The 22,037-nt window shown below is 55.9% G+C and carries 20 protein-coding genes; 6 read left to right on the top strand and 14 right to left on the bottom strand.

What is annotated here, in order from left to right; translation table 11 throughout:
- The gene (gene malQ, locus OCH02_RS18595) at window positions 1-2,091 is read left to right on the top strand and encodes a 4-alpha-glucanotransferase (RefSeq protein ID WP_261432459.1); all 2,091 of its coding nucleotides are present in this window, start codon (window positions 1-3) and stop codon (window positions 2,089-2,091) included.
- A 189-nt stretch (window positions 2,092-2,280) separates the two neighbouring features.
- Here the strand turns inward: malQ and nfuA are convergent, their stop codons facing one another.
- Together nfuA and gntX are read right to left on the bottom strand one after the other, a co-directional pair.
- Complete coding sequence (nfuA, locus tag OCH02_RS18590; RefSeq protein WP_261432458.1) at window positions 2,281-2,856, bottom strand: Fe-S biogenesis protein NfuA; 576 nt, start codon at window positions 2,854-2,856, stop codon at window positions 2,281-2,283.
- Window positions 2,857-2,923: 67 nt separating this feature from the next.
- Window positions 2,924-3,607, bottom strand: a complete 684-nt coding sequence (gene gntX, locus OCH02_RS18585; protein WP_261432457.1) for a DNA utilization protein GntX — start codon at window positions 3,605-3,607, stop codon at window positions 2,924-2,926.
- Between the two features lie 42 nt (window positions 3,608-3,649).
- On the opposite strand from gntX, the gene bioH reads away from it, so the two are divergent.
- Both bioH and OCH02_RS18575 read left to right on the top strand, forming a co-directional pair.
- Window positions 3,650-4,444, top strand: coding sequence for a pimeloyl-ACP methyl ester esterase BioH (gene bioH, locus OCH02_RS18580; RefSeq protein WP_261432456.1), 795 nt, complete (start codon window positions 3,650-3,652; stop codon window positions 4,442-4,444).
- Between the two features lie 246 nt (window positions 4,445-4,690).
- Window positions 4,691-4,975: a YdgH/BhsA/McbA-like domain containing protein gene (locus OCH02_RS18575; RefSeq protein ID WP_261432455.1), complete on the top strand. Its 285-nt coding sequence runs from the start codon at window positions 4,691-4,693 to the stop codon at window positions 4,973-4,975.
- A 47-nt stretch (window positions 4,976-5,022) separates the two neighbouring features.
- Here the strand turns inward: OCH02_RS18575 and OCH02_RS18570 are convergent, their stop codons facing one another.
- The 5 genes from OCH02_RS18570 to greB all read right to left on the bottom strand — a co-directional run bounded on the left by OCH02_RS18570 (window position 5,023) and on the right by greB (window position 11,479).
- Window positions 5,023-5,262: a FeoC-like transcriptional regulator gene (locus tag OCH02_RS18570; protein WP_261432454.1), complete on the bottom strand. Its 240-nt coding sequence runs from the start codon at window positions 5,260-5,262 to the stop codon at window positions 5,023-5,025.
- Window positions 5,262-7,577, bottom strand: coding sequence for a Fe(2+) transporter permease subunit FeoB (gene feoB, locus OCH02_RS18565; RefSeq protein WP_261432453.1), 2,316 nt, complete (start codon window positions 7,575-7,577; stop codon window positions 5,262-5,264). Before feoB ends, OCH02_RS18570 begins: the two co-directional genes overlap by 1 nt.
- A gap of 71 nt (window positions 7,578-7,648) precedes the next feature.
- The gene (gene feoA / locus OCH02_RS18560; protein ID WP_261432452.1) at window positions 7,649-7,873 is read right to left on the bottom strand and encodes a ferrous iron transporter A; all 225 of its coding nucleotides are present in this window, start codon (window positions 7,871-7,873) and stop codon (window positions 7,649-7,651) included.
- Window positions 7,874-8,514: 641 nt separating this feature from the next.
- Complete coding sequence (locus OCH02_RS18555; protein ID WP_261432451.1) at window positions 8,515-10,848, bottom strand: Tex family protein; 2,334 nt, start codon at window positions 10,846-10,848, stop codon at window positions 8,515-8,517.
- A 157-nt stretch (window positions 10,849-11,005) separates the two neighbouring features.
- Window positions 11,006-11,479 (bottom strand): transcription elongation factor GreB, encoded by a 474-nt coding sequence (gene greB / locus OCH02_RS18550; protein ID WP_135318372.1) that lies wholly within the window; start codon window positions 11,477-11,479, stop codon window positions 11,006-11,008.
- 523 nt (window positions 11,480-12,002) lie between these two features.
- Here greB and ompR point away from each other — a divergent pair.
- Window positions 12,003-12,722 (top strand): two-component system response regulator OmpR, encoded by a 720-nt coding sequence (gene ompR, locus OCH02_RS18545; protein WP_004709363.1) that lies wholly within the window; start codon window positions 12,003-12,005, stop codon window positions 12,720-12,722.
- Window positions 12,719-14,098: a two-component system sensor histidine kinase EnvZ gene (envZ, locus tag OCH02_RS18540; protein ID WP_012147296.1), complete on the top strand. Its 1,380-nt coding sequence runs from the start codon at window positions 12,719-12,721 to the stop codon at window positions 14,096-14,098. The genes ompR and envZ overlap by 4 nt, the downstream gene beginning before the upstream one ends.
- Before the next feature lie 16 nt (window positions 14,099-14,114).
- Here the strand turns inward: envZ and OCH02_RS18535 are convergent, their stop codons facing one another.
- From OCH02_RS18535 to OCH02_RS18505, 7 genes are all read right to left on the bottom strand, one after another.
- Window positions 14,115-14,594 carry a type II toxin-antitoxin system VapC family toxin gene (locus tag OCH02_RS18535; RefSeq protein ID WP_261432450.1) on the bottom strand — a complete coding sequence of 160 codons (480 nt, stop codon included), beginning with the start codon at window positions 14,592-14,594 and terminating at the stop codon, window positions 14,115-14,117.
- A complete protein-coding gene (locus OCH02_RS18530) occupies window positions 14,591-14,854 on the bottom strand; it encodes a FitA-like ribbon-helix-helix domain-containing protein (RefSeq protein ID WP_261432449.1) in 264 nt (87 codons plus the stop codon). Before OCH02_RS18530 ends, OCH02_RS18535 begins: the two co-directional genes overlap by 4 nt.
- A gap of 125 nt (window positions 14,855-14,979) precedes the next feature.
- The gene (pckA, locus tag OCH02_RS18525; protein ID WP_012147293.1) at window positions 14,980-16,599 is read right to left on the bottom strand and encodes a phosphoenolpyruvate carboxykinase (ATP); all 1,620 of its coding nucleotides are present in this window, start codon (window positions 16,597-16,599) and stop codon (window positions 14,980-14,982) included.
- Between the two features lie 196 nt (window positions 16,600-16,795).
- Entirely contained in the window at window positions 16,796-17,674 is an 879-nt protein-coding gene (gene hslO, locus OCH02_RS18520; RefSeq protein ID WP_261432448.1) for an Hsp33 family molecular chaperone HslO, read from the bottom strand.
- Between the two features lie 25 nt (window positions 17,675-17,699).
- Window positions 17,700-18,107 (bottom strand): ribosome-associated heat shock protein Hsp15, encoded by a 408-nt coding sequence (gene hslR / locus OCH02_RS18515; RefSeq protein WP_261432446.1) that lies wholly within the window; start codon window positions 18,105-18,107, stop codon window positions 17,700-17,702.
- A complete protein-coding gene (gene yrfG / locus OCH02_RS18510; protein ID WP_012147290.1) occupies window positions 18,107-18,784 on the bottom strand; it encodes a GMP/IMP nucleotidase in 678 nt (225 codons plus the stop codon). The genes hslR and yrfG overlap by 1 nt, the downstream gene beginning before the upstream one ends.
- A gap of 96 nt (window positions 18,785-18,880) precedes the next feature.
- A complete protein-coding gene (locus tag OCH02_RS18505; RefSeq protein ID WP_261432445.1) occupies window positions 18,881-21,013 on the bottom strand; it encodes an intracellular growth attenuator family protein in 2,133 nt (710 codons plus the stop codon).
- Window positions 21,014-21,478: 465 nt separating this feature from the next.
- Here OCH02_RS18505 and nudE point away from each other — a divergent pair, with 465 nt between their 5' ends.
- On the top strand, window positions 21,479-22,033 hold the full coding sequence (gene nudE / locus OCH02_RS18500) for an ADP compounds hydrolase NudE (RefSeq protein WP_012147288.1): 555 nt from the start codon (window positions 21,479-21,481) through the stop codon (window positions 22,031-22,033).
- Window positions 22,034-22,037 lie beyond the last annotated feature (4 nt).

The raw sequence follows: 22,037 nt of genomic DNA, 5'->3' as shown, positions 1-22,037 counted from the left end.
ATGGATCACAAGGTCATCGATCAGGCGGCCGCTCAGGCGGGTATCGCTGCCGATTATATTAATGCCCACGGTCAACAGCAGGCGATCGCTGAGGACACCAAGCGCCGACTGCTGGACGCCATGGGGCGCAGTACGACCCCGCTGGAGGCCGCAGTGCTGCCGCTACCGGCGGTGAAGGTCTTCTATCAGGGGGCGCCGGTGGCATTGCCGCTGGCAGGCAGCGGCGAGTATCTGTGGACGCTGCAACGCGAAGACGGTGGCCAGCTACAGGGACGTGCCAGCGCGCGTAGAACCTTTACCCTGCCGAGCGAGTTACCGCCGGGTTATCACCAACTGACGCTGAAGCAGGGCGAGCAACAATGGCAATGTCGGCTGATCGTGGCACCGAAACGCTGCTTTGAACCGGATGCCTTGCTGACCGGAAAGAAGCTGTGGGGCGCTTGCGTCCAGCTGTATACCTTGCGATCCGATCGCAACTGGGGCATCGGTGACTTTGGCGATCTGCGCCAGATGGTAGAGCAGGTCGGTGAACGAGGTGGTGCTTTTGTTGGCCTGAACCCGATCCACGCGCTGTATCCGGCCAACCCGGAAAGCGCCAGCCCGTACAGCCCGTCATCGCGCCGCTGGCTGAACGTGATTTATATCGATGTGAACGCGGTGGAAGATTTCCAGCGTAACGATGCCGCGCAGCAATGGTGGTTGAAACCGACCACGCAGAAAAAATTGGCCGCAGCGCGTAGCACTGAACAGGTGGATTACAGCACGGTGACGCAGCTTAAGCTGGCGGCGCTGAAGCTGGCGTTCCCGCAGTTCCAGGCGCGCAAAGCAGGTGACGAGCAGCGCCAGGCATTTGAGCAGTTTGTTCTCGACGGCGGTGACAGCCTGTATCAGCAGGCGGCCTTTGATGCGCTGCATGCCCATTTGGCAGCCATTGACAGCAGCCTGTGGGGCTGGCCGGCCTGGCCGGAGCAATATCAACAGGGCGACAGCGCTGCGGTGCAGCAATTTTGTCAGCAACAGCAGGATCAGGTGCAGTTTTACCTGTGGCTGCAGTGGCTGGCCGCCAGCCAGTTCGCCGATTGTTTCCGCCTGAGCCAGCAACAGCAGATGCCAATTGGCCTGTATCGCGATTTGGCGGTCGGCGTGGCGGAAGGGGGTTCGGAAACCTGGTGCGAGCCGGATCTTTATTGTCTGAAAGCCTCGGTGGGCGCACCGCCGGACATTCTGGGGCCGCTCGGGCAAAACTGGGGCCTGCCGCCGATGGACCCGCATGTGATGGCGGCGCGTGGCTACCAGCCGTTTATCGATCTGCTGCGCGCTAACATGACCAGCTGCGGTGCATTGCGCATTGATCATGTGATGGCGTTGCTGCGCCTGTGGTGGATCCCCTACGGTGAAACGGCGGTTCACGGTGCCTATGTGAAATACCCGGTGGATGACCTGTTGGCGGTGCTGGCGCTGGAAAGCCAACGCCACCGCTGTATGGTGATTGGCGAAGACCTCGGTACCGTTCCGGTTGAGATTGTCGCGAAGTTGCGCGACAGCGGGGTCTATTCCTATAAGGTGCTGTATTTCGAACGTGACGGTGAGAACCACTTCCGCGCACCGCAGGCCTATCCGGTGCAGGCCATGGCGACCATTACCACGCACGATCTGCCGACGCTGCGCGGCTATTGGCAAAGTGGTGACCTGCAGTTGGGCAACCAACTGGGGTTGTATCCGGATGCGGAGATCCTCAAAGGGCTGTTTGCCGACCGCGAACGTGCCAAGCAGGGATTGCTGGACGGGCTGCACCACTATGGTTGTGTGCCGCAAAAGGTAGGAAAAAAGGCGGCGTTGTTGAAGATGAGCCCGTTGCTTAACCGGGGCTTGCAGCGTTACGTTGCCGACAGCGCCAGCGCGTTGCTGGGTCTGCAGCCGGAAGACTGGCTGGACATGGCGGATCCGGTCAATATTCCCGGTACCAGCAGTCAGTACCCGAACTGGCGGCGTAAATTGACCCAAACGCTGGAGGAGATGTTTGCCGACCAACACGTCAATCGCTTACTGAAGGATTTAGACAAGCGGCGGCGTAAGGTGTCGGTAGGGTAATTATGGATGCAAGATTTCATTAAAGATGAAATCTGAGAACCAAGATTCTCATCCTTAATGGGCGGATACCCAAATTAATTGGCGTTGCAGCTAGGCGGCAAGTGCGTAAATCCCCAGGAGCTTACTTTCGTAAGTGACTGGGGTGAGCGCACGCAGCCAACAACGCTGCAACTTCAAGTAAGAAGGGGATCAATAATAGGAGTGCTCGCCGCGCTGGTGCTCGGTCAAATCGCGCACGCCTTTCAGTTCAGGGAACTTCTGCAGCAGCTCTTTCTCGATGCCTTCCTTCAGGGTCACATCGACCATGGAACAACCGTTACAGCCGCCACCGAACTGCAGGATCGCCAGGCTGTCATCAGTGATTTCCATCAGCGTCACACGGCCACCGTGGCCTGCCAGCTGTGGGTTGATCTGTGACTGCAGTACGTATTCAACGCGCTCCATCAGCGGGGCATTGTCGTCCACTTTGCGCATTTTGGCGTTTGGCGCTTTCAGCGTCAGCTGCGAGCCCAGTTGGTCGGTGACGAAGTCAATTTCGGCATCAATCAGATAAGGCTTGCTCAGTTCGTCGATATAGGCGGACAGCTTTTCGAACTTCAGCTCGGTGTCTGTCGCTTCAACCGCGTCCGGCGGGCAATAAGAGACACCGCATTCGGCCGTAGGCGTACCCGGGTTGATCACGAATACGCGGATTTGGGTGCCTTCCTCTTGATTTGCCAGCAGTTTGGCAAAGTGTTCCTGTGCAGTATCTGTTATACGAATCATGGCATTAGCTCGTTAGTTCAAATAGTTGACTTTAATACTAGGTTATAATACGCCCATTGCCGTGGCACTACAACGTGCGGCAAACGCACCAGATCTGTATTGATGCCACGCCCTGCCGCTGCAACAACCTGGCAATTTCCGCCACCGTGCTGCCCGTCGTCACCACATCGTCCAGCAGGGCGATATGTCGGCCTTCGAGGGATTCATGGCAACGAAATGCTCCGCGCAGATTACGCCGCCGCATGCGGGCCGGCAACCCTTGCTGTGGGGCGGTTTTGCGTACCCGACTCAGGGCGGCGGGGCGGTAGTCGCAGCCCAACCAGTAAGCCAGCGGCCGTGCCAGCAGGCTGCTCTGGTTATAGCCGCGTCGCCAGCAACGTTTTGCCTGCAAGGGTACCGCTAAAATCACATCGGGTCTGTTCAAATACTGCTCTCGATGCGCTTGTTGCCAGTTTAGCAAAATGAGCCGTGCCAGCAGCGGCGCCAGTTCTGGCGTTTGCTGAAACTTGAATTTCTTGATTAGCTGACGCAACGGGGCCTGATAGTCGCTGACGAACACCAATGCCTGCCAGGGGGGCGGTTGCTGCAGGCAGCGGCCACAGGGTAATGCGGCATCGCCGGCGGGCAGGCCGCAGCGGGGGCAGCATAGGGGCTTGGCCGGCAGGTGGCGCAAACAATAGCTGCAGATGCCATGATGGCTGAGGCGTAATGGCTGTCGGCATAGCCAACAGCGGCTGTAGATTGTTAGCATAGCCGTCCTCCCTGACGGATGAGAATGAAAGGACAATAACCGATGACAGCGTTGTACTGGCAAACAATAGGTGAAGGCGACCGCGATCTTGTGCTGCTGCACGGCTGGGGGCTGAACGCGGAAGTGTGGAGTTGCATGCTTGAGCGGCTGACGCCGCATTTTCGCCTGCATCTGGTCGATCTGCCGGGCTATGGCCGCAGCCAGGGGTTTGCTGCCATGTCGCTTGAGCAAATGGCGGAAATTGTGTTGGATGCCGCGCCGGCGCAGGCCTGGTGGTTGGGTTGGTCGCTCGGTGGGCTGGTGGCAAGCCAGATTGCGTTGACGCAGCCGCAACGGGTGCATGGGGTGATCACCGTAGCTTCTTCGCCATGTTTTGCTGCACAGGATGATTGGCCGGGGATCCGCCCGGAGGTGCTAAGCGGTTTTCAGCATCAGCTGAGCCAGGATTTCCAGCGCACCGTAGAGCGTTTTCTGGCATTACAAACGTTGGGCACGGAAAGTGCGCGGCAGGACGCCCGCTTGCTGAAATCGGTGGTGCTTAACCAGCCGACCCCGAGCGTTGAAGTTCTGAACGGCGGCCTTGAAATACTGCGGACTGCCGACCTCCGTCAGTCGTTGGCGCAGCTGTCACTACCCCTGTTGCGGGTTTACGGTTATCTGGACGGATTAGTGCCGCGCAAGGTCGCTGAATTGCTCGACGTCAGTTGGCCACACTCGCCGTCAATCATCATTGCGAAAGCGGCCCACGCGCCATTTATTTCTCAGCCTGAGGAATTCGCTGAAATTATCTGCACCTTTGTGGCCGAAAGTGGGATCCGCCGCGAAAACGCACAATAAAGCGTTAAAAAAATAGCCGCTTAGTGGATAAAAAATAAACCTGTCCGATACTTAGTGGGGTAACTGCGTTGGCTGGGAAATGAAAAAACCGTTCATGGTTTTTTTACTTTGGCGTTTCGTCTCTGGGAAAACGGCTCTCGTCAGGGAAAGCAGCGAGGTCAGAAGATGTCACGGCAGCCGGTGTTATGACGCATTTACCCTGGACAGTTTTCATAATAAATAAATTATCCATTGAGAGGTATTGTAATGAAATCTTTGAAAATGATTATTGCCGCGTTAGTTGTAGGTTCAGTGTCTTTCAGCTCCATGGCCGCGACCCTGCTGACCAAGGAAGATCTGGACAAGAATCCGGGTAAATACGAGAAAGTGGGTTCAGTGACCACTACCGCACAGACCACGTCGCCAATGGACGCAAAAGAAGAACTGTCCAAACTGGCTGATGAAAAAGGCGGCCAATACTACGTTATTCTGGCAGGCCGTGAACACGGCAAGTTCAGCGCGATTGCTGACGTGTATAAAGACAAGAAATAACGACTGATTAAACAGGGGGCGCGCCTGTGCCGCGCCCCGATCCTTCTTTACGACTTCAAACGATAGACCACCGTACTGCACTTCTGGCCCTCAGGGCAGCTTTTGCAACTGCCGCTCAGGCAGGCGCTATTATCCTGCTCGATTCGCTCCACTTTCCCCATCGCGATTAAACGCTCCAGCATTGCCTGCACTAACGGCAGCGGAGCCGCCAACTGACGGCTGAGTTGAAGCGCCTGCACGCTGCCGTGCAGCGCCAATGCATCGCGGATCTGCAACAGGCCGGCCATCAGTGACAGTTGCCCTTGGCACCCTGACAGCAGGCTGCGGGTGTGACGTTGCCCAGACGTACCGTTACCCGACTGCGCGCCCGGCGCAGGCCGAACAGGATCAACACATTGAACAGCACCACGATGGTTATCGCCGTCAGGCTGTACTGTGGGTGCTGGCTGAAGGTGGCGACCTGATAAAACAGCGTGGCCAACGAGTAAGCGACATTCAGCCCCCAGAGAATGGAGAAGGTCATCCAGCCGCGGCTGGATTCACGGGCGATAGCCCCCATGACAGAGACGCAGGGGACATACAGCAACACGAAAATCAGGTAGCTGTAGGCGGAGACTCCTGAACCGAATTTACTGCTCATCACGCCCATCGAACCGACGTCCATTTCCCCGTCACCCTTGCTGGCCTCAATCGGGTTGGACAGCACGCTCAGGCTGAAGGTGTCTTTCAAACCCTGCCAGGTGGTATCCAGGGCACCGCCCAGTTCGTCCAGCAGGTTAAAGTTGGCGGCGTCAAACTCGGTGTTATTGATGTGTTCGGCGGTGTACAGCGTGTTCAGCGTGCCGACCACCACTTCTTTCGCCATGGCCCCGGTGACCAGGCCGACGGTGGCTTGCCAGTTATCATTGTGTACGCCCATTGGCTGCAGCAGCGGTGTCAGCACCTTGGACACTGATGCCAGAGCGGAGTCATTGATGTTATCCACCGGCTTGCCACTGAACGAAAAGCTGTTCAGGCCGCCAATGAAGATGCTGGCAATCACGATCACTTTACCGGCACGCAGGACGAAGCCTTTCAGTCGCTGCCAGGTTTGCAGCAGCAGGCTTTTCAGGTGCGGCACGTGGTAGACCGGCAGCTCCATAACGAAGGGGGAGGCTTCGCCGCGCATGATGGTGTACTTCAACACCAGCCCAGTGAGGATCGCCACCACAATGCCGAGCATATACAGGGAGAACACCACGCCCGCTCCGTCCTGGCCGAAGAAGGCCGCGGCAAAGACGGCGAAGATTGCCAACCGGGCACCACAGGACATGAAGGGGGCCATCATGATGGTAATCAGGCGTTCGCGCTGAGCATCCAGCGTGCGTGCGCCCATGATGGAGGGCACGTTACAGCCGAAGCCGACAATCAACGGCACGAAAGATTTACCCGGCAGTCCGAGTGCCTGCATCAGGCGATCCATCACGAAGGCCGCTCGCGCCATGTAGCCGGAGTCTTCAAGGAATGACAGGAACAGATACATCATGCCGATTTGTGGCACCAGCGGCAGCACGGTATTGATACCGCCACCGACCCCTTGCGCCAGGAAAATGGTCAGCCATTCCGGGAAGTGCAGGTTATAGCCCACCCATTGAATGCCCTGGATAAAGATGGCCGCTGAGCCAATATCGAAAATCGGCTGTAGCGCGCCGCCGATGTTGATCGCCAGCAGGAACATCAGATACATCACCAGCAGGAAAATAGGTACCCCCAGCCAGCGATTGAGGATCACTTTATCCAATGCCTCGGTCAGGCGGTTTGGCATCGCCTGCTGAGAATTGCTGACGGCGTCACACAGGGTGGCGATTGACTGATAGCGCGCATCGGCGATCACCAGTGCCGGGTCTTCCTGTTGCTGCTGTCGCAGCGCCTCTTTGGCTGCCGGTAGCAGGGCCGCCGCCGGGCCGGCCAAGGTATGGCTGTAGATATCGCCTTCCAGCATTTGCAGTGCCAACCAGCGACGCTGTTCGCTCGGCAGGTTTTGCGGCATCGCGTCGCTCAGCGTGGTCATTTCTTTCAGCAGCACCGGTGGGTAGAGCACCAGCGCCTTCAATTCGTTGAACTGATGATTGTCGATCATTTGCTTTAGTACGCCAATACCGTCGGCCTTGGTGGAGACCAGCGGTACCACCGGGCAGCCGAGGCGTGCGGACAGTGCGGCAATATCAATATCAATTTTCTGGCTTCTGGCGATATCCAGCATGTTCAGCGCAACGATGCAGGGAATGCCCAGTTCCAACAGTTGCAGCGTCAGGTATAGATTGCGCTCCAGATTGGAAGCGTCGACCACGTTGATCAGCAGATCGGCGTCGCCGCTCAGGATGTAGTGGCAGGCGATCTGTTCATCGAGGGAGGTTTGCTCCGAGATGGTGGTCAGGGAGTAGGTGCCGGGCAGATCGACCAGTTTGACCTGGGATTGCGGCGTGGTGAACAGGCCTTCTTTACGCTCTACCGTCACCCCCGCCCAGTTACCAACCCGCTGGCGCGCCCCGGTAAGCTGATTAAACAGCGTGGTCTTGCCGGAATTAGGATTTCCTATTAAGCCAATAGTGAGTTTTTTCATAATATTGCGTGATATCAGTCAAGGGAAATTGGGCCAGGCAATATGCGTGGCCAAGGCAAGGCGGCTCAGCGTCAGGATTGGCCGTCGAGCAGGATCAGGGCCAGATCTTTCCTGCGCAGCACCAGGCTGACACGGCGGGTTTTAATTTCTATTGGGTCACCCAGCGGCGCTACGCGCACTACTTCAAACGATGAACCCGGCAGCATGCCGAGCGATAACAGTTTCTGACGGTAGGCTGGGCCAATGTCATTGGCGAAGCCGGTGATCTTATACGATCGTTTAGGCTGAAGATGCATGTAACCTTCCCTGAGCCCAGCTTATTGGGCTGATGATGATAAAGAACGTTCCAAAGGAAGCGCGGAAGTAAACATGACGCTCCACCGACGTTTCAATCCATGAAGTAATGCAGTGAATACGCAAAATAATAATAGTGAGAATCATTATCGCATTCAATACAAAAAATAGGGGTATTGGTAACCAAAGGTTGTGGCGATCACATTTAACGCTCGAGATTGCCTGACGAGGCTACTTTTATCACCCGGCCTGGCCAGGTGCAAATGAGAAGGGTGGGTTAAATCAGTTACGTGATTGTAGTAATTTTTTCCAGATTGAAAAAATTAGCGACACATTCAATAGCCATGATCCGGCAGCGTTACTATGGGTATTTATTTGGCAACATTTCATCGGCTAAATACGAGCGGTAACTATTTGTGTTTCTCTGAGAAATACCAAAATGAGAACATGATGTTAATAACGGTGTTAATCGATGGCTATGCAGCGCTATTTTCAGGCCTGAAACATCGGGTCATTATGGCTGTTGGCAAGATTGGAGAAATATGCAGGTTTATTGAGGCGGGTCAAAAAATTGCGAGGATAGTTCGGCAGGAAAGGGCGGAGTAAACCCCGCCCTGCATCCCATAGGCCTGGTTAGGCCTGATTAAGATTTTTTGCCGAATGCCGCTGCCAGCGCATCACCCATGGCGCTGTTACCCGCCGAGGTGTTGTTGCCGCCGCGCGGTTTGGCCTTATTGGCCGGTGCCCGGTTGGCGTTGTCCCTTGCCGGGGCGGCGTTACCGCCGCGGCGTGGTGAACCTTCCCCCGGTTGCTCGTCCAGACGCATGCTCAGCGCGATGCGTTTGCGCTGCAGGTCAACTTCCATCACCTTCACTTTGACGATGTCGCCGGCTTTCACCACGGTGTGCGGATCTTCGACAAACTTGTCCGCCAACGAGGAGATATGCACCAGGCCGTCCTGATGCACGCCGATATCGACAAAGGCCCCGAAGTTGGTGACGTTGGTCACCGAACCTTCCAGGATCATCCCCGGCTGCAGGTCGTTCAGGGTTTCAACGCCTTCGGCAAAGGTAGCGGTTTTGAATTCCGGACGCGGATCGCGGCCCGGTTTTTCCAGCTCTTTCAGGATGTCGGTCACCGTTGGCACGCCGAATTTGTCGTCGGTGAAATCGCCGGCCTTCAGGCTGCGCACGGCTGCCGGGTTACCCATCAGATCCTGCAATGCCTGGCGGGTGGCGGCCAGAATACGTTCGACCACCGGGTAGGTTTCCGGGTGAACGGTCGAGGCGTCCAGCGGGTTATCGCCGTGGTTGATACGCAGGAAGCCGGCGCATTGCTCAAAGGCTTTTGGCCCCAGGCGGCTGACTTTCAACAGCTGCTCGCGGTTGCTGAAACGACCGTTCTCATCGCGCCAGGTAACGATGTTCTGTGCCATCATGCGCGTCAGGCCAGCCACGCGGGTCAGCAGCGGCACCGAGGCGGTGTTCAGATCGACCCCAACGGCGTTTACGCAGTCTTCAACCACCGAATCCAGCTTTTTCGCCAGTTGGCTTTGGCTGACATCGTGCTGGTACTGACCAACACCGATGGATTTCGGATCGATTTTTACCAGTTCGGCCAGCGGGTCCTGCAGGCGGCGGGCGATGGAGACGGCACCACGCAGCGAGACATCGAGGTTAGGGAACTCCAGCGCCGCCAGTTCTGAGGCGGAATATACCGAGGCACCGGCTTCGCTGACGATCACTTTTTGCGCTTTGACTTCACCGAATTGCTGTTGCAAATCGAGGTAAAAACGTTCGGTCTCACGCGACGCGGTACCGTTGCCGATGGCGACCAGTTCCACTTTATGTTTGATGCACAGTGCCGCGACGATGGCCGCGGCTTTGGCGGCCTGGCCGGTGTGCGGATAGACGGTGTCGGTGGCGACCAGCTTGCCGGTGGCATCCACCACCGCCACTTTGACCCCGGTACGCAAGCCCGGATCCAGCCCCATGGTTGCACGCATGCCGGCCGGCGCGGCCATCAGCAGGTCGTGCATGTTACGGGCGAAGACGTTGATTGCTTCGTCTTCCGCACGTTCGCGCAGGGTACTCATCAGTTCGGTTTCCAGGTGCAGCAGCACCTTGATACGCCAGGTCCAGTTGACCACCGCTTTACGCCAGGCATCTGCCGGAGCGTTATTCAGGCGCAGATCGAGATGGCTGATGATGATCTGTTCCGCCTGGCTTTCGCGCGGAGCTTCTTCACACTGCGGGTCGGCGTTCAGCGCCAGTTGCAGCACGCCTTCGTTGCGGCCACGGAACATGGCCAGAGCTCGGTGTGAAGGCACCTGGGCAATAGGCTCATGGTGATCGAAGTAGTCACGGAATTTCGCGCCGGCTTCTTCTTTGCCTTCCACCACTTTGGATACCAGATGCGCGTGCTTCCACAGGTAATTACGAACCTTGGCCAGCAGCGCGGCGTCTTCGGCGAAGCGCTCCATCAGGATGTAACGCGCGCCGTCGAGAGCGGCCTTAACGTCTGCCACGCCCTTGTCAGCGTTAACGTAGCCTTCGGCCAGCTGTTCAGGTTGTTGCTGAGGATCCTGCCACAGGGTGTCTGCCAGGGGCTCCAGACCGGCTTCAATCGCGATCTGTCCACGGGTGCGGCGCTTGGGTTTGTACGGCAGGTAGAGGTCTTCGAGTTCGGTTTTGCTTTGCGTGGCGGTGATCGCCCCCGCCAGCTGTTCGGTCAGTTTGCCCTGCTCGTCGATCGATTTAAGGATGGTCTGACGGCGGTCTTCCAGTTCACGCAGATAACCCAGGCGGGTTTCCAGCTGGCGCAGTTGGGTATCGTCCAAACCCCCGGTGACTTCCTTACGATAGCGTGCAATAAAGGGCACGGTATTACCTTCATCCAGCAGACGGATGGCGGAGTCAACTTGCTCCGGCCGGGCCTGCAGTTCTGTTGCAATAATGCGGCTCAGTGGGTCATTCATAGGTCTGGTATCTGTTGAGAATGGTTAGTAAACAGGGGGACAGTTATACGGATTGCGCGCGGAAAATGCCAGTGAAGCGGGCCGCCTCTCGGCAGCAATGACGCGCAAAGCGGCCTGTACCGCGGCGGCGGGCGACCGCTCGGAAAAAACTGAAATCTTATTTAACGTACTCGATCTCATTCACATACCACAGCGCATCGCCTGCCGGGGTGTTGACGGTGGCGGCATCACCCACTTCTTTTTTCAGCAGGGCGCGGGCCATCGGTGAGTCGATGGAGATATAGTCCCGGCGGCCAAAAATCTCGTCATAGCCGACGATGCGAAAGCGTTTGATCTCGCCATCTTCGTTTTCCACCACCACCCAGGCGCCGAAGAAGACTTTACCTTCCTGCTGCGGCGAGTGATCGACGACCTTCAACTGTTCGAGGCATTTGGTCAGGTAACGTACCCGGCGATCGATTTCCCGCAGCCGTTTTTTGTTGTACTGATAGTCGGCATTTTCGCTTCTGTCACCGAGGCTGGCCGCCCAGGTCACTTTTTTGGTGACCTCTGGCCGATCTTCACGCCAGAGGTAGTCCAACTCTTGTTTCAGTTTTTCGTACCCTTCACGGGTGATAAGCGGTGTTCTCATGCAACCTTGTGACCGTGGCAATAGTGGAATCTGTAGCGCAAAGTGTACGACAGATATGAAGCCAGCGGCATCGAAAATAGGCATCTCATTGCTTGCCACTGAGCATCATGCCGAAGTGCAGTTGCTGTAACCTGCGGGTAAGGTGCATATTATCCTCGGTACTTTCCCAAGACTGCCGATGAATGACATTAGGCGCATTGTCACTACCGGCTTAGACTGTTTTGGGTGGTCGCTGATATAGGGTAAACCCGATCATAAATACGCTGTTAATTTGAGCGTTAATCACCAGCGGCATAGTGAATGTGGCGTAATGTTGCCGAGCGGTTGTGGCCTCTTTTCCCGGCGAAACGAGGCAATATTGAGTGGATTAATTGACTTGTTGAATGAAAGATATTGATAACTCGGTAAAAGAATAAGCTTTGTAACAATTTAGTCTAGAATATATACCAATAATCGCTGTCCGAATTGGCATGGTTTTTTAACAATATTCACGTCAGGCAATACAGCCTTTGGGAGTAATACAATGCAAGAGAATCATAAGATTCTGGTCGTCGATGATGACATGCGCTTGCGCGCGCTTTTAGAGCGTTATTTAACCGAACAGGGTTTTCAGGTTCGCAGCGTAGCCAACGCTGAGCAAATGGATCGCTTGCTGACACGTGAATCCTTCCACCTGATGGTGCTGGACCTGATGTTGCCGGGTGAAGACGGGCTTTCTATCTGCCGCCGTCTGCGCAGCCAAAGCAACCCTATGCCGATCATTATGGTGACCGCCAAAGGTGAAGAAGTCGACCGTATCGTTGGCCTGGAAATCGGCGCTGACGATTACATCCCAAAACCGTTCAACCCGCGTGAACTGCTGGCCCGTATCCGTGCGGTATTGCGCCGTCAGGCCAATGAACTGCCGGGCGCGCCTTCGCAAGAAGAAGCGGTGATTGCCTTTGGCAAATTCAAACTGAACCTGGGTACCCGTGAAATGTTCCGTGAAGACGAGCCTATGCCGTTGACCAGCGGCGAGTTTGCGGTACTGAAGGCGTTAGTGAGCCACCCGCGTGAACCGCTGTCGCGTGACAAGTTGATGAACCTGGCCCGCGGCCGTGAATACAGCGCCATGGAACGCTCCATCGACGTGCAGATCTCTCGTCTGCGCCGTATGGTTGAGGAAGATCCTGCGCATCCTCGTTATATCCAGACCGTTTGGGGTCTTGGCTACGTCTTCGTCCCGGACGGCAGCAAGGCATGAGACGATTACGCTTTTCACCGCGTAGCTCGTTTGCCCGAACCCTGCTATTGATCGTCACCTTGCTGTTCGTCAGCCTGGTGACGACCTATCTGGTGGTGCTGAACTTCGCCATCCTGCCCAGTTTGCAGCAGTTCAACAAGGTATTGGCCTACGAAGTTCGTATGCTGATGACCGATAAGCTGCAGCTGGAGGATGGAACCTTGCTGGAGGTGCCGCCGGCGTTCCGTCGTGAAATCTATCGCGAACTGGGGATTTCTCTCTACACCAACTCGGCGGCGGAGGAGAGCGGTCTGCGCTGGGCGCAGCACTATCAATTCCTCAGCCAGCAAATGGCTCAGCAGCTCGGCGGGCCAACCGACGTCCGGGTTGAAGTGAACAAAAACTCACCGGTGGTGTGGCTGAAGACCTGGCTGCAGCCGGATATCTGGGTGCGCGTTCCGCTGACTGAAATTCACCAGGGCGATTTCTCGCCGCTGTTCCGTTATACCCTGGCAATTATGCTGTTGGCGATAGGCGGTGCCTGGCTGTTTATTCGTATCCAAAACCGCCCGCTGGTGGAGCTGGAGCATGCCGCTCTGCAGGTCGGCAAGGGCATTATTCCGCCGCCGTTGCGTGAGTACGGCGCATCTGAGGTACGTTCGGTAACGCGGGCCTTTAATCAGATGGCATCGGGCGTTAAGCAACTGGCGGATGACCGCACGCTGCTGATGGCCGGCGTCAGCCACGACCTGCGTACACCGCTGACGCGCATCCGTCTGGCAACCGAGATGATGAGTGCCGAAGACGGCTATTTGGCGGAGTCGATCAATAAAGATATTGAAGAGTGCAACGCCATCATTGAGCAGTTTATTGATTATCTGCGCACCGGCCAGGAGATGCAGACCGAGTTAAGCGATCTGAATGGCATTCTGGGTGAAGTGGTCGCGGCCGAGAGTGGCTATGAGCGGGTTATCGAAACCGCCATGGCGCCGGGTGAACTGATGATGAATGTGCATCCCCTGTCGATCAAGCGAGCGGCGGCGAACATGGTGGTGAATGCGGCGCGTTACGGTAACGGCTGGATCAAAGTCAGTAGTGGCCGTGAGCTGCAGCGCGGCTGGTTCCAGGTGGAGGACGACGGCCCGGGCATTAAACCGGAAGAGTTGAAACATCTGCTGCAGCCGTTTGTCCGTGGTGACAGCGCACGTAGCACCAGCGGAACCGGGCTTGGCCTGGCTATCGTACAACGTATTATTGATGGTCATCACGGCGCTTTGGATATTGGTACCAGCGAACGCGGTGGGTTGTTGATCAGGGCTTATATTCCGTTACCGATGGAAAAGAAAGAGTCGGCCAACGGGCATCAGGCAGTGAAAGACAGCGCCAAACTCCCCTGACAGTGAGGCTGCCCTGTCAGGGTTTTCTGCTCATGACGTAATATTCCGCCGCTTCTTCATGCAGACGCCGACCGGTGCCGGCTTGCCAGGGGTCGATTAATTCAATTCCGCAATGGATAAAGTCTTGGGTATTACGCGTGGCCAGGGCGGCACCGTAATGCAGGCAGGTGGCGGCGATCTGGGTGTCTGCCATGCTCATCAGCCGACCCTGACGCTGATTCTTCCCCATAAGTTCCGCGTATTGCATTGCGCAGAGCGTATCAAAGGGCAGAATTTGCTCATCAAATCTTATCTGCACCGCCTCTGCCAACTTAAACCTGAATTCGCGTTTTCGCTTTCCATCAGGCATACAGGCCACCCCGCTGAACAGCTCGGCGAGAACTACCGCACTCAGATAAAGCTCATCGTTGTCTTTTTCATTCAGCCATGTGAGGACGTTGTAGTGCGGATTGGGGCGCAACGTTTCCGAAATCACATTGGTATCGAGAATAATCATACCTGGTCATCGTCGTCGTCAAAGGTGACAATGCGCGCGGGTGTTTTATCACGCGGCGGGATCTCCAGTTCAACGCCACCCAACTCGGCAAAATGCTGATGCATCCAGGTGCCCAACCCATAGCGCGGGTGTTTTTTCACTAATGCCTGTTTCAAAATCATACGAGCTTCCTCCTCCATGGAATGGCCATTTTTCGCTGCAGAAACGCGCAGCAACTCTTTTACTTCGTCGTCCAGATTCCTGACGGTTATGGTAGCCATTGAAATCTCCTTTGCTATCAATGATTGCAGTGCTTATTATCCCTTTGCGTTGATTAAATAACAACCGATAAAAATAAAAAAAGGCGTGGGATCCACGCCTTAGCTGAAGCTGTAAAAAGAAGGTATTACAGTTTTGGACCGGCGCTGACCAATGCGGCACCTGCCGGGGTATCGGTGTATTTGTCAAAGTTGGTGACAAAACGCTCGGCCAGATCCTGTGCCTTCTCTTGCCATTGCTCAAGGCTGGCGTAAGTGGCGCGTGGATCCAGGATATCCGGGTTAACGCCCGGCAGTGAGGTTGGCATCGCCAGGTCGAAGATAGGCAGAGTAATGGTTTCTGCCTTATCGATTTCACCGCTGAGGATCGCGTCGATAATGCCGCGGGTATCCTTGATCGAGATACGTTTGCCGGTGCCGTTCCAGCCGGTGTTCACCAGATAGGCCTGCGCGCCGGCAGCCTGCATGCGTTTCACCAGCACTTCAGCGTACTGCGTTGGGTGCAGCGACAGGAAGGCTGCGCCGAAGCAGGCGGAGAAGGTTGGGGTCGGCTCGGTCACGCCGCGTTCGGTACCGGCCAGTTTGGCGGTAAAGCCAGACAGGAAGTGGTACTGGGTCTGGTTAGCGGTCAGGCGAGATACCGGCGGCAGTACGCCGAAGGCGTCTGCGGTCAGGAAGATCACCTTGGTGGCGTGACCCGCTTTGGAAACCGGCTTCACGATATTCTGGATGTGATAGATCGGGTAGGAAACGCGGGTGTTCTCGGTTTTTGAACCATCATTGAAATCTATGGTGCCGTCAGCCAGAACGACGACGTTTTCCAGCAGTGCATCGCGTTTGATGGCGTGATAAATATCCGGCTCTGCTTCTTCAGACAGCTTGATGGTTTTGGCGTAGCAACCGCCTTCGAAGTTAAACACACCGTCGTCATCCCAGCCGTGCTCGTCATCGCCAATCAGCTGGCGTTTCGGATCGGTGGACAGGGTGGTTTTGCCGGTGCCGGACAGGCCGAAGAATACCGCCACGTCGCCTTTCTCGCCTACGTTGGCCGAGCAGTGCATTGAGGCGATGCCTTTCAGCGGCAACAGGTAGTTCATGATGGAGAACATACCCTTTTTCATTTCGCCGCCGTACCAGGTGCCGCCAATCAGTTGCATGCGCTCAGTCAGGTTGAAGGCGACAAAGTTTTCCGAGTTCAGGCCCTGTTGCTGCCAGTTCGGGTTAGTGCATTTGGCGCCGTTCATCACCACGAAGTCTGGCTCGAAATCCTGTAGCTCTTCATCAGTCGGGCGGATGAACATGTTTTTAACGAAGTGCGCCTGCCAGGCTACCTCGGTAATAAAGCGGACTTTCAGACGGGAGTCGGCGTTGGCGCCGCAGAAGGTATCCATCACAAACAGACGTTTGCCGGAGAGTTGTGTGGTGACCAGCTGTTTCAGGTCTGCCCAGGTTTCCGGGCTAAGGGGTTTGTTGTCGTTTTTACCTTTACCCTGATCGGCCCACCAGACGGTGTCGCGGGTGATGTCGTCACGGACGATGTACTTATCTTTCGGGGAACGGCCGGTAAAAATACCGGTGTCGACGGATACGGCACCCAGCTTGGTTACGACCCCACGCTCAAAACCTTCCAGAGATGGGTCTGTTTCTTCCTTGAACAGCAAGTCATAACTCGGGTTGTGAACGATTTCGCCGACGTTATGAATCCCATAAGCGGCCAGATCCTGAGGGGTTATACCTTTAACACGCATGTCACTACTCCTTGGTCACAGAATTTCTGGCGCCAATTGTAGGGATTCAGCAGCGAGTAACCGCGATAGGTATCAAATATTTAACGTTTTAGTCGGTTTTTCGTTACGTTATGAGAGATAGCACACGGAAAAAAGCAAACGTGCAAACGAAGTAAGCAGGCAGGCGCTGGGAGCGCCCGCCGATAAAAGGTGCTACTTAGTGCAACTGCTCGCTTTCGTCGGTGTTACCGGTGTATAAAGCGGCGACGTCCATAGCGTCAAAGACATAGTGATTACCGCAATAATCGCAGTGCATATCAATGTTGCCATCTTGCTCCAGCATTTGAGCCACTTCTTCCGCCGGCAGCGTGATCAGCGCATCGGCGCAACGCTGGCGTGAACAGGTGCAACGGAAGACAACGTCCTGCGGTTCATACAGGGTGACTTCTTCCTGATGGTACAGGCGATACAGCACTTCGTTGGCCGGCAGGCCGAACAGCTCTTCGCTTTTCACCGTGTTGGTCAGTTGCACCAGGTGATCGAAGTCATCGGCATTACCATCCTGCGCCGGCAGGACCTGCAGCAGCATGCCGCCCGCGGCCGGTTGGCCTTCAGACTCACCGGTACGGATGAACAGGCGGGTCGGTAACTGCTCTGACTGACGGAAGTAAGCCTCGAGGCACTCGGCCAGCGTTTCACCTTCCAGTGCGACCACGCCCTGATAGCGTTCGCCTTCGGACGGGGCGATGGTGATCACCATGACGCCATTGCCGAGCATCTGATGCAGCGTGCTGTCATCAGCAATTTCGCTCTGTACGCGCGCTACGCCACGCATTTCCTGGCGGTTGTTACCGTTAATCACCGCCAGCTTCAGCGGGCCGTCGCCTTGTAACTGTACGGTGATGTCGCCGTCGAACTTCAACGTTGCGGTCAGCAGGCTGGTGGCAACCAGCAGTTCACCCAGCAGTTTCTTTACCGGTGCCGGATAGTCGTGGTTGTTCAGAACCTGCTGATAGGTTTCGCTGACGGTAACCAGCTCACCGCGCACCGCGTAGTTTTCAAACAGGTAACGGTGCAATTGGTCATGGTTAGACATAGTTTTCTCTCATTGCGGTGAGGGGTTATTCCTGCTCACCAAATTTAAATTTAATCAGGTCGCGCCGCTCTTTCTTGTCCGGACGGCGGTCCGGATGCGGCATGGTCAGCGCATTCATTTTGCGAGCGAGCGCTACTTTCTCTCGGTTGACGATGCTGGCCTCGGTTTCCTGATACATTTGCTGCGCCTCATCGGCGCCGCGCCGTTGGCTGGTCAAAGCCAGCACGATCACCGTGCGTTCTTCGTTTCCCTGACGCAGTTTGATCTCGGCGTTAAGCTCGACAATCTTGCTCGGCTTGCCGCGCTGTCCGTTGTAGTGCACCTTGCCGCCGTCGATCATCTCCCGTGCCAGTGCGCGGGTCTTATAGAAACGTGCCGCCCATAGCCACTTGTCCAGCCGGACGGCCTCGTCGCCTGTTGTTTTTCCTTTCATCAATTCCCCCTGGCCAACGCCGGTATCAACAGGCGGTAATCGCGCATCGATGGGTAATGCTGGAAGGTTTTCTCCGCCATGCTGGAATCCGGGTTTTGCACGCCCAGACAGTAGCGAATACCGAAGGTACGGGCGGCATCCAGAATCGGTTCTCCGTCGTCGACAAACAGCGTACGCTGCGGATCAAAACCGGTGTGTTGCTGCACTGCCTGCCACAAACGCTGATCTTCTTTCGGATAACCAAATGTGTGGGTGGAAAGTAATAAATCAAGGTGCCTGTCCAAACCGGTATGCTCAATTTTTACCGCCAGGCTGTGCGGGTGGGCGTTGGTCAACAAAATAGTCTGGTGGCCTGCCGCACGTAATGCCTGTAAAAACGGCTCGGTATCTTCGCGCAGCCGAGCACGGTTGCCTACCTCGCTGGTCATCCGGTAAATATCCATATCCAGCCGTTCGCTCCAGTAATCGAAGCAGTACCAGTTCATGGTGTGCTGTACGGCCAGATACTCCTGATGAATAATTTTGCGCGCTTCATCGAAGGGAATAGCCCGCTGTTCGCTCAGGGCCTGTGGCACCAGGCTGAGCCAAAAGTGGCTGTCGAACTCCAAATCGAGCAGGGTACCGTCCATATCCAGCAGCACGGTATCGATCTCGCTCCAGTCAAACTCGGGAACCATGAAAACTCCATAGGCGAACCGTCGGCGGTCCGCAGGATAAGGGTAATAGCGTTAGCGTAGCATAAGCTGATGACAGGGCGCAGGCCGGCTAGTGACTCAGGGCATCGGCCGCAATGACATCGGGGCAAGCTGCGGGTTAAAGCAGCTTTCGTAGTAGCGCTGGATATCGGCGATGCGGTGCTGATTGATGCGACGGCGCTGCACCAGCTTCCAGCTGTTGTAGCCCAGAACGACGGCGACGGTCAGCAGCAGCAGGCTGGTGCCGAGATAGCGCCACAGGGTGATGATATCCGGCTCGCTGTGCAGTGCAATATGACGGGTACCGTTGGCATCGACGCTGATATTGGTGATCACGCCCTGCGCCATGAACGGCGTATGCAACAGCATACCGGCAAGCCGTTGCAGCTCGTTCCATTGGTCAAGTGCGTTGTATTCGTTTAGCGGCACTGTCGGCTGCGGGTGATTCACCAGCTGTTTGCCTTCATCACTGGTGATCAGGAAACCTCCCGGTGGTGGGCTGTTGAGTGCTGCGGCGGCCTGCCTGGTTTCGCTGTAGACGAAGGAGGATGCGGCCACTTTGGTCAGGCTTTCCAGTGATTCGGCGCTCACCGGGCGTAGCAACACGTTCACCCCTTGCAGCGAGCCTGATTTGGCACGTTTCACCAGGGTGCCCCAGTTTTTGACGTTGCCCAGATTGACCAGTGCGTTCTTCAGCCGGACGCAGTCATTATCCGCTTGGCACAGATCCTGCGTTTTCAGCACGATATCGGAAAAATCATCCAACAGGATCATGCCGGATTTCTCGATTGCGCTGGCCAACTGTGGGTTGAGCTTTTGATCGGTGCCGTCAGGGTGCAATTGGGTGTTGACCGTCGCCAGCAGGGCTGAGGCCTTGTCGATCACTTCCGATTCCGGCTGCGGCAGCGGTGCCGCGTTGTTCCAGTAAATTCCGGAACAGTCGAACGGCATAAAGCTGGTGGAGCGCGCGCCACTGGTTAACGGCGGTACGTAGCACATGCCCGTGCCCTGGGCCCTCAGGGTATCCCCGATGCGTAACGTTGCGCCTTCCAGTGCTTGTACGTTGGTTACTTCAATTTTTTGTGCGCCTTGCAGCCAGGCCATGCTCAGCTTGAGCGGCAGGCTTAGTGGGATATAGGTCAGCAACAGCAGCAGCACTAAAAGTGAGCTGGCCATGAGAACCGCGTTCCTGCCCCATTGCTGCAGCGGGAAGTTTTTCACCTCATCATGCAGTGAAAGGTAGCGACCCTGGCGCAGCACCTGACGGTTAAGATAGATATCCACGTCGGTGGTTTTACCCAGATCCTGGGCGATGTATGGCTGCCAGTGTGGTGGATAAATCAGGTCAATGATGCCGAGTGAAATATTGCTGATTTGCCCCTGATTGGATTCGCCAAACAGCCCCCAGCGCTTGGGGGTACCCCGTAAGCAGTGCACTTCTTTTAGCTCGCGTGTCGCAGGGCGGCGGAACAGGTTCCAGCAGCCCCAGGCGATCGTCAACACGGCGACGACAATCATCCAGGGGATTACCACGACCGGGCTTATCAGACTGAAGAACAGCAACAGCAGGGCCGCCGAGATAATGGCGGCTTCCTTGATACCGTTCGGGCGATTGAGTGCGTGTTCTTCCGGGGTTTCCTTGCGGATGCTCAGCAGTTCGACATGCTCGCTCTCTTCCTTGCGGATAGAGGCGTTTTGGCTCGGAGTCGCCTGCACCACCGGCGGCAGCGGCCGATCGTGAATATGGTCTTTCAGCGAATGCCCGTTGAGAGAGATCACCAGTGGCAGCGTCTGGGTTCTAATCACTTCCACATGGTTATCGGCGCTGATGTACTGCTCCCAGAACGGCGGCAGATGCACCTCTTCGGCGTCCAGATAATAGCGCCATTTATTGGGTTCATCACTGGCCAGCCCGTAGCGGGTAATGGCGTGGGTGACCGGATAGACGTTGTCGCTTTGCGGCGTCAGCGCCAGTTTGGCAGAAGGCAATGAATTGCTGCCGGGCAACAGTTTGTTGCTCAGCTTGTTTTGTTGGCCGAGATAGTGCTCAACGGCGGCGCGTTCTTCGCCGGTCAGCTTGCGGTGTGTGGGTTTGATAAAGGGCAGCGTACGCGTCAGCAGTGGCTGATTGCGGGCTTTGAACCAAATATACAGGCCGGCGGCAATCAGGCAGGCAAGCACTAAGGCCAATATCAACACTATTGTGCTCATGCTATCCCCATCCTGTACCCGTGAACCTCACCAACCTGATGAATCCTAGACTATTATACGCAGCCAAATCACCAAGAGACACCCTGATCCGTAACGAGAGAACAGATTCTCCGTCGGGATCTCACTTATTGATAAAAATATCAGTCTTATTTCCCTGTCTTGCCTGCGTGATGATAGCAACCAGGTTGCACTGTCGATATCGGCATTATCTTATTTTAATGCGCTCTTTTTGCTGAATGAGAACAGAAAAGCGGCGGGTACTGGCTACGCTTGTTAAAAAAAAGTAAATTACTGCTTGTGCTCGTTGCGGCAAAGGTTCTCATTAACGCACAATGTGATCAAGATCGGATTTGGTCAGCGTTTGAACGCATGCGGACTGCGCGTCGCGCCAATCATTATTCTGGTTACCCGCGTTATCACGCCCGATGCTGCGGCCTGCTAGCGGATAACTCATTTGAGGCAATCATGGATAAACACCTGCAAAAACCAAAAATTCTGAAAGTGGAAACGGTCGCGCGTTCGCGTTTATTTAACGTTGAGTCGGTCGATTTGGAGTTCAGTAACGGTGTACGGCGGGTGTATGAGCGGATGCGGCCCTCAGATCGCGAGGCCGTGATGATTGTGCCGGTGATTGGCGACGATTTGCTGCTGATCCGTGAATATGCCGTGGGCACCGAATCTTATGAGCTTGGCTTTCCCAAAGGCTTGATTGATCCGGGCGAAGGCGTGCTGGAAGCGGCTAACCGTGAGCTGATGGAAGAGGTAGGTTTTGGCGCCAGACGCTTTGATTTCCTCAGCAAGCTGACGATGGCTCCCTCGTATTTTTCCAGCAAAATGAATATTGTACTGGCGCACGATCTCTATCCGCAGAGTCTGGAGGGGGATGAGCCGGAGCCCTTGCCGCAGGTGCGTTGGCCAATAGCCGACATGATGGCGCTGCTGGCAGAGCCTGATTTCCGCGAGGCGCGCAACGTTAGTGCGTTGTTCCTCACCGAGGCATTTTTACGCGGTTCCCGCTAAGCGC

Origin of the sequence: Serratia quinivorans, assembly GCF_946227985.1 — a bacterium.
GTDB classification, from domain to species: domain Bacteria; phylum Pseudomonadota; class Gammaproteobacteria; order Enterobacterales; family Enterobacteriaceae; genus Serratia; species Serratia quinivorans_A.
This window is presented reverse-complemented; position numbering and strand designations above follow the sequence as displayed.

Bases quoted from the DNA above. Each gene is read 5' to 3' on its own strand.
- malQ (WP_261432459.1), top strand. From the start codon at position 1: ATGGATCACAAGGTCATCGATCAGGCGGCCGCTCAGGCGGGTATCGCT.
- nfuA (WP_261432458.1), bottom strand. From the start codon at position 2,856: ATGATTCGTATAACAGATACTGCACAGGAACACTTTGCCAAACTGCTG.
- gntX (WP_261432457.1), bottom strand. From the start codon at position 3,607: ATGCTAACAATCTACAGCCGCTGTTGGCTATGCCGACAGCCATTACGC.
- bioH (WP_261432456.1), top strand. From the start codon at position 3,650: ATGACAGCGTTGTACTGGCAAACAATAGGTGAAGGCGACCGCGATCTT.
- OCH02_RS18575 (WP_261432455.1), top strand. From the start codon at position 4,691: ATGAAATCTTTGAAAATGATTATTGCCGCGTTAGTTGTAGGTTCAGTG.
- OCH02_RS18570 (WP_261432454.1), bottom strand. From the start codon at position 5,262: ATGGCCGGCCTGTTGCAGATCCGCGATGCATTGGCGCTGCACGGCAGC.
- feoB (WP_261432453.1), bottom strand. From the start codon at position 7,577: ATGAAAAAACTCACTATTGGCTTAATAGGAAATCCTAATTCCGGCAAG.
- feoA (WP_261432452.1), bottom strand. From the start codon at position 7,873: ATGCATCTTCAGCCTAAACGATCGTATAAGATCACCGGCTTCGCCAAT.
- OCH02_RS18555 (WP_261432451.1), bottom strand. From the start codon at position 10,848: ATGAATGACCCACTGAGCCGCATTATTGCAACAGAACTGCAGGCCCGG.
- greB (WP_135318372.1), bottom strand. From the start codon at position 11,479: ATGAGAACACCGCTTATCACCCGTGAAGGGTACGAAAAACTGAAACAA.
- ompR (WP_004709363.1), top strand. From the start codon at position 12,003: ATGCAAGAGAATCATAAGATTCTGGTCGTCGATGATGACATGCGCTTG.
- envZ (WP_012147296.1), top strand. From the start codon at position 12,719: ATGAGACGATTACGCTTTTCACCGCGTAGCTCGTTTGCCCGAACCCTG.
- OCH02_RS18535 (WP_261432450.1), bottom strand. From the start codon at position 14,594: ATGATTATTCTCGATACCAATGTGATTTCGGAAACGTTGCGCCCCAAT.
- OCH02_RS18530 (WP_261432449.1), bottom strand. From the start codon at position 14,854: ATGGCTACCATAACCGTCAGGAATCTGGACGACGAAGTAAAAGAGTTG.
- pckA (WP_012147293.1), bottom strand. From the start codon at position 16,599: ATGCGTGTTAAAGGTATAACCCCTCAGGATCTGGCCGCTTATGGGATT.
- hslO (WP_261432448.1), bottom strand. From the start codon at position 17,674: ATGTCTAACCATGACCAATTGCACCGTTACCTGTTTGAAAACTACGCG.
- hslR (WP_261432446.1), bottom strand. From the start codon at position 18,107: ATGAAAGGAAAAACAACAGGCGACGAGGCCGTCCGGCTGGACAAGTGG.
- yrfG (WP_012147290.1), bottom strand. From the start codon at position 18,784: ATGGTTCCCGAGTTTGACTGGAGCGAGATCGATACCGTGCTGCTGGAT.
- OCH02_RS18505 (WP_261432445.1), bottom strand. From the start codon at position 21,013: ATGAGCACAATAGTGTTGATATTGGCCTTAGTGCTTGCCTGCCTGATT.
- nudE (WP_012147288.1), top strand. From the start codon at position 21,479: ATGGATAAACACCTGCAAAAACCAAAAATTCTGAAAGTGGAAACGGTC.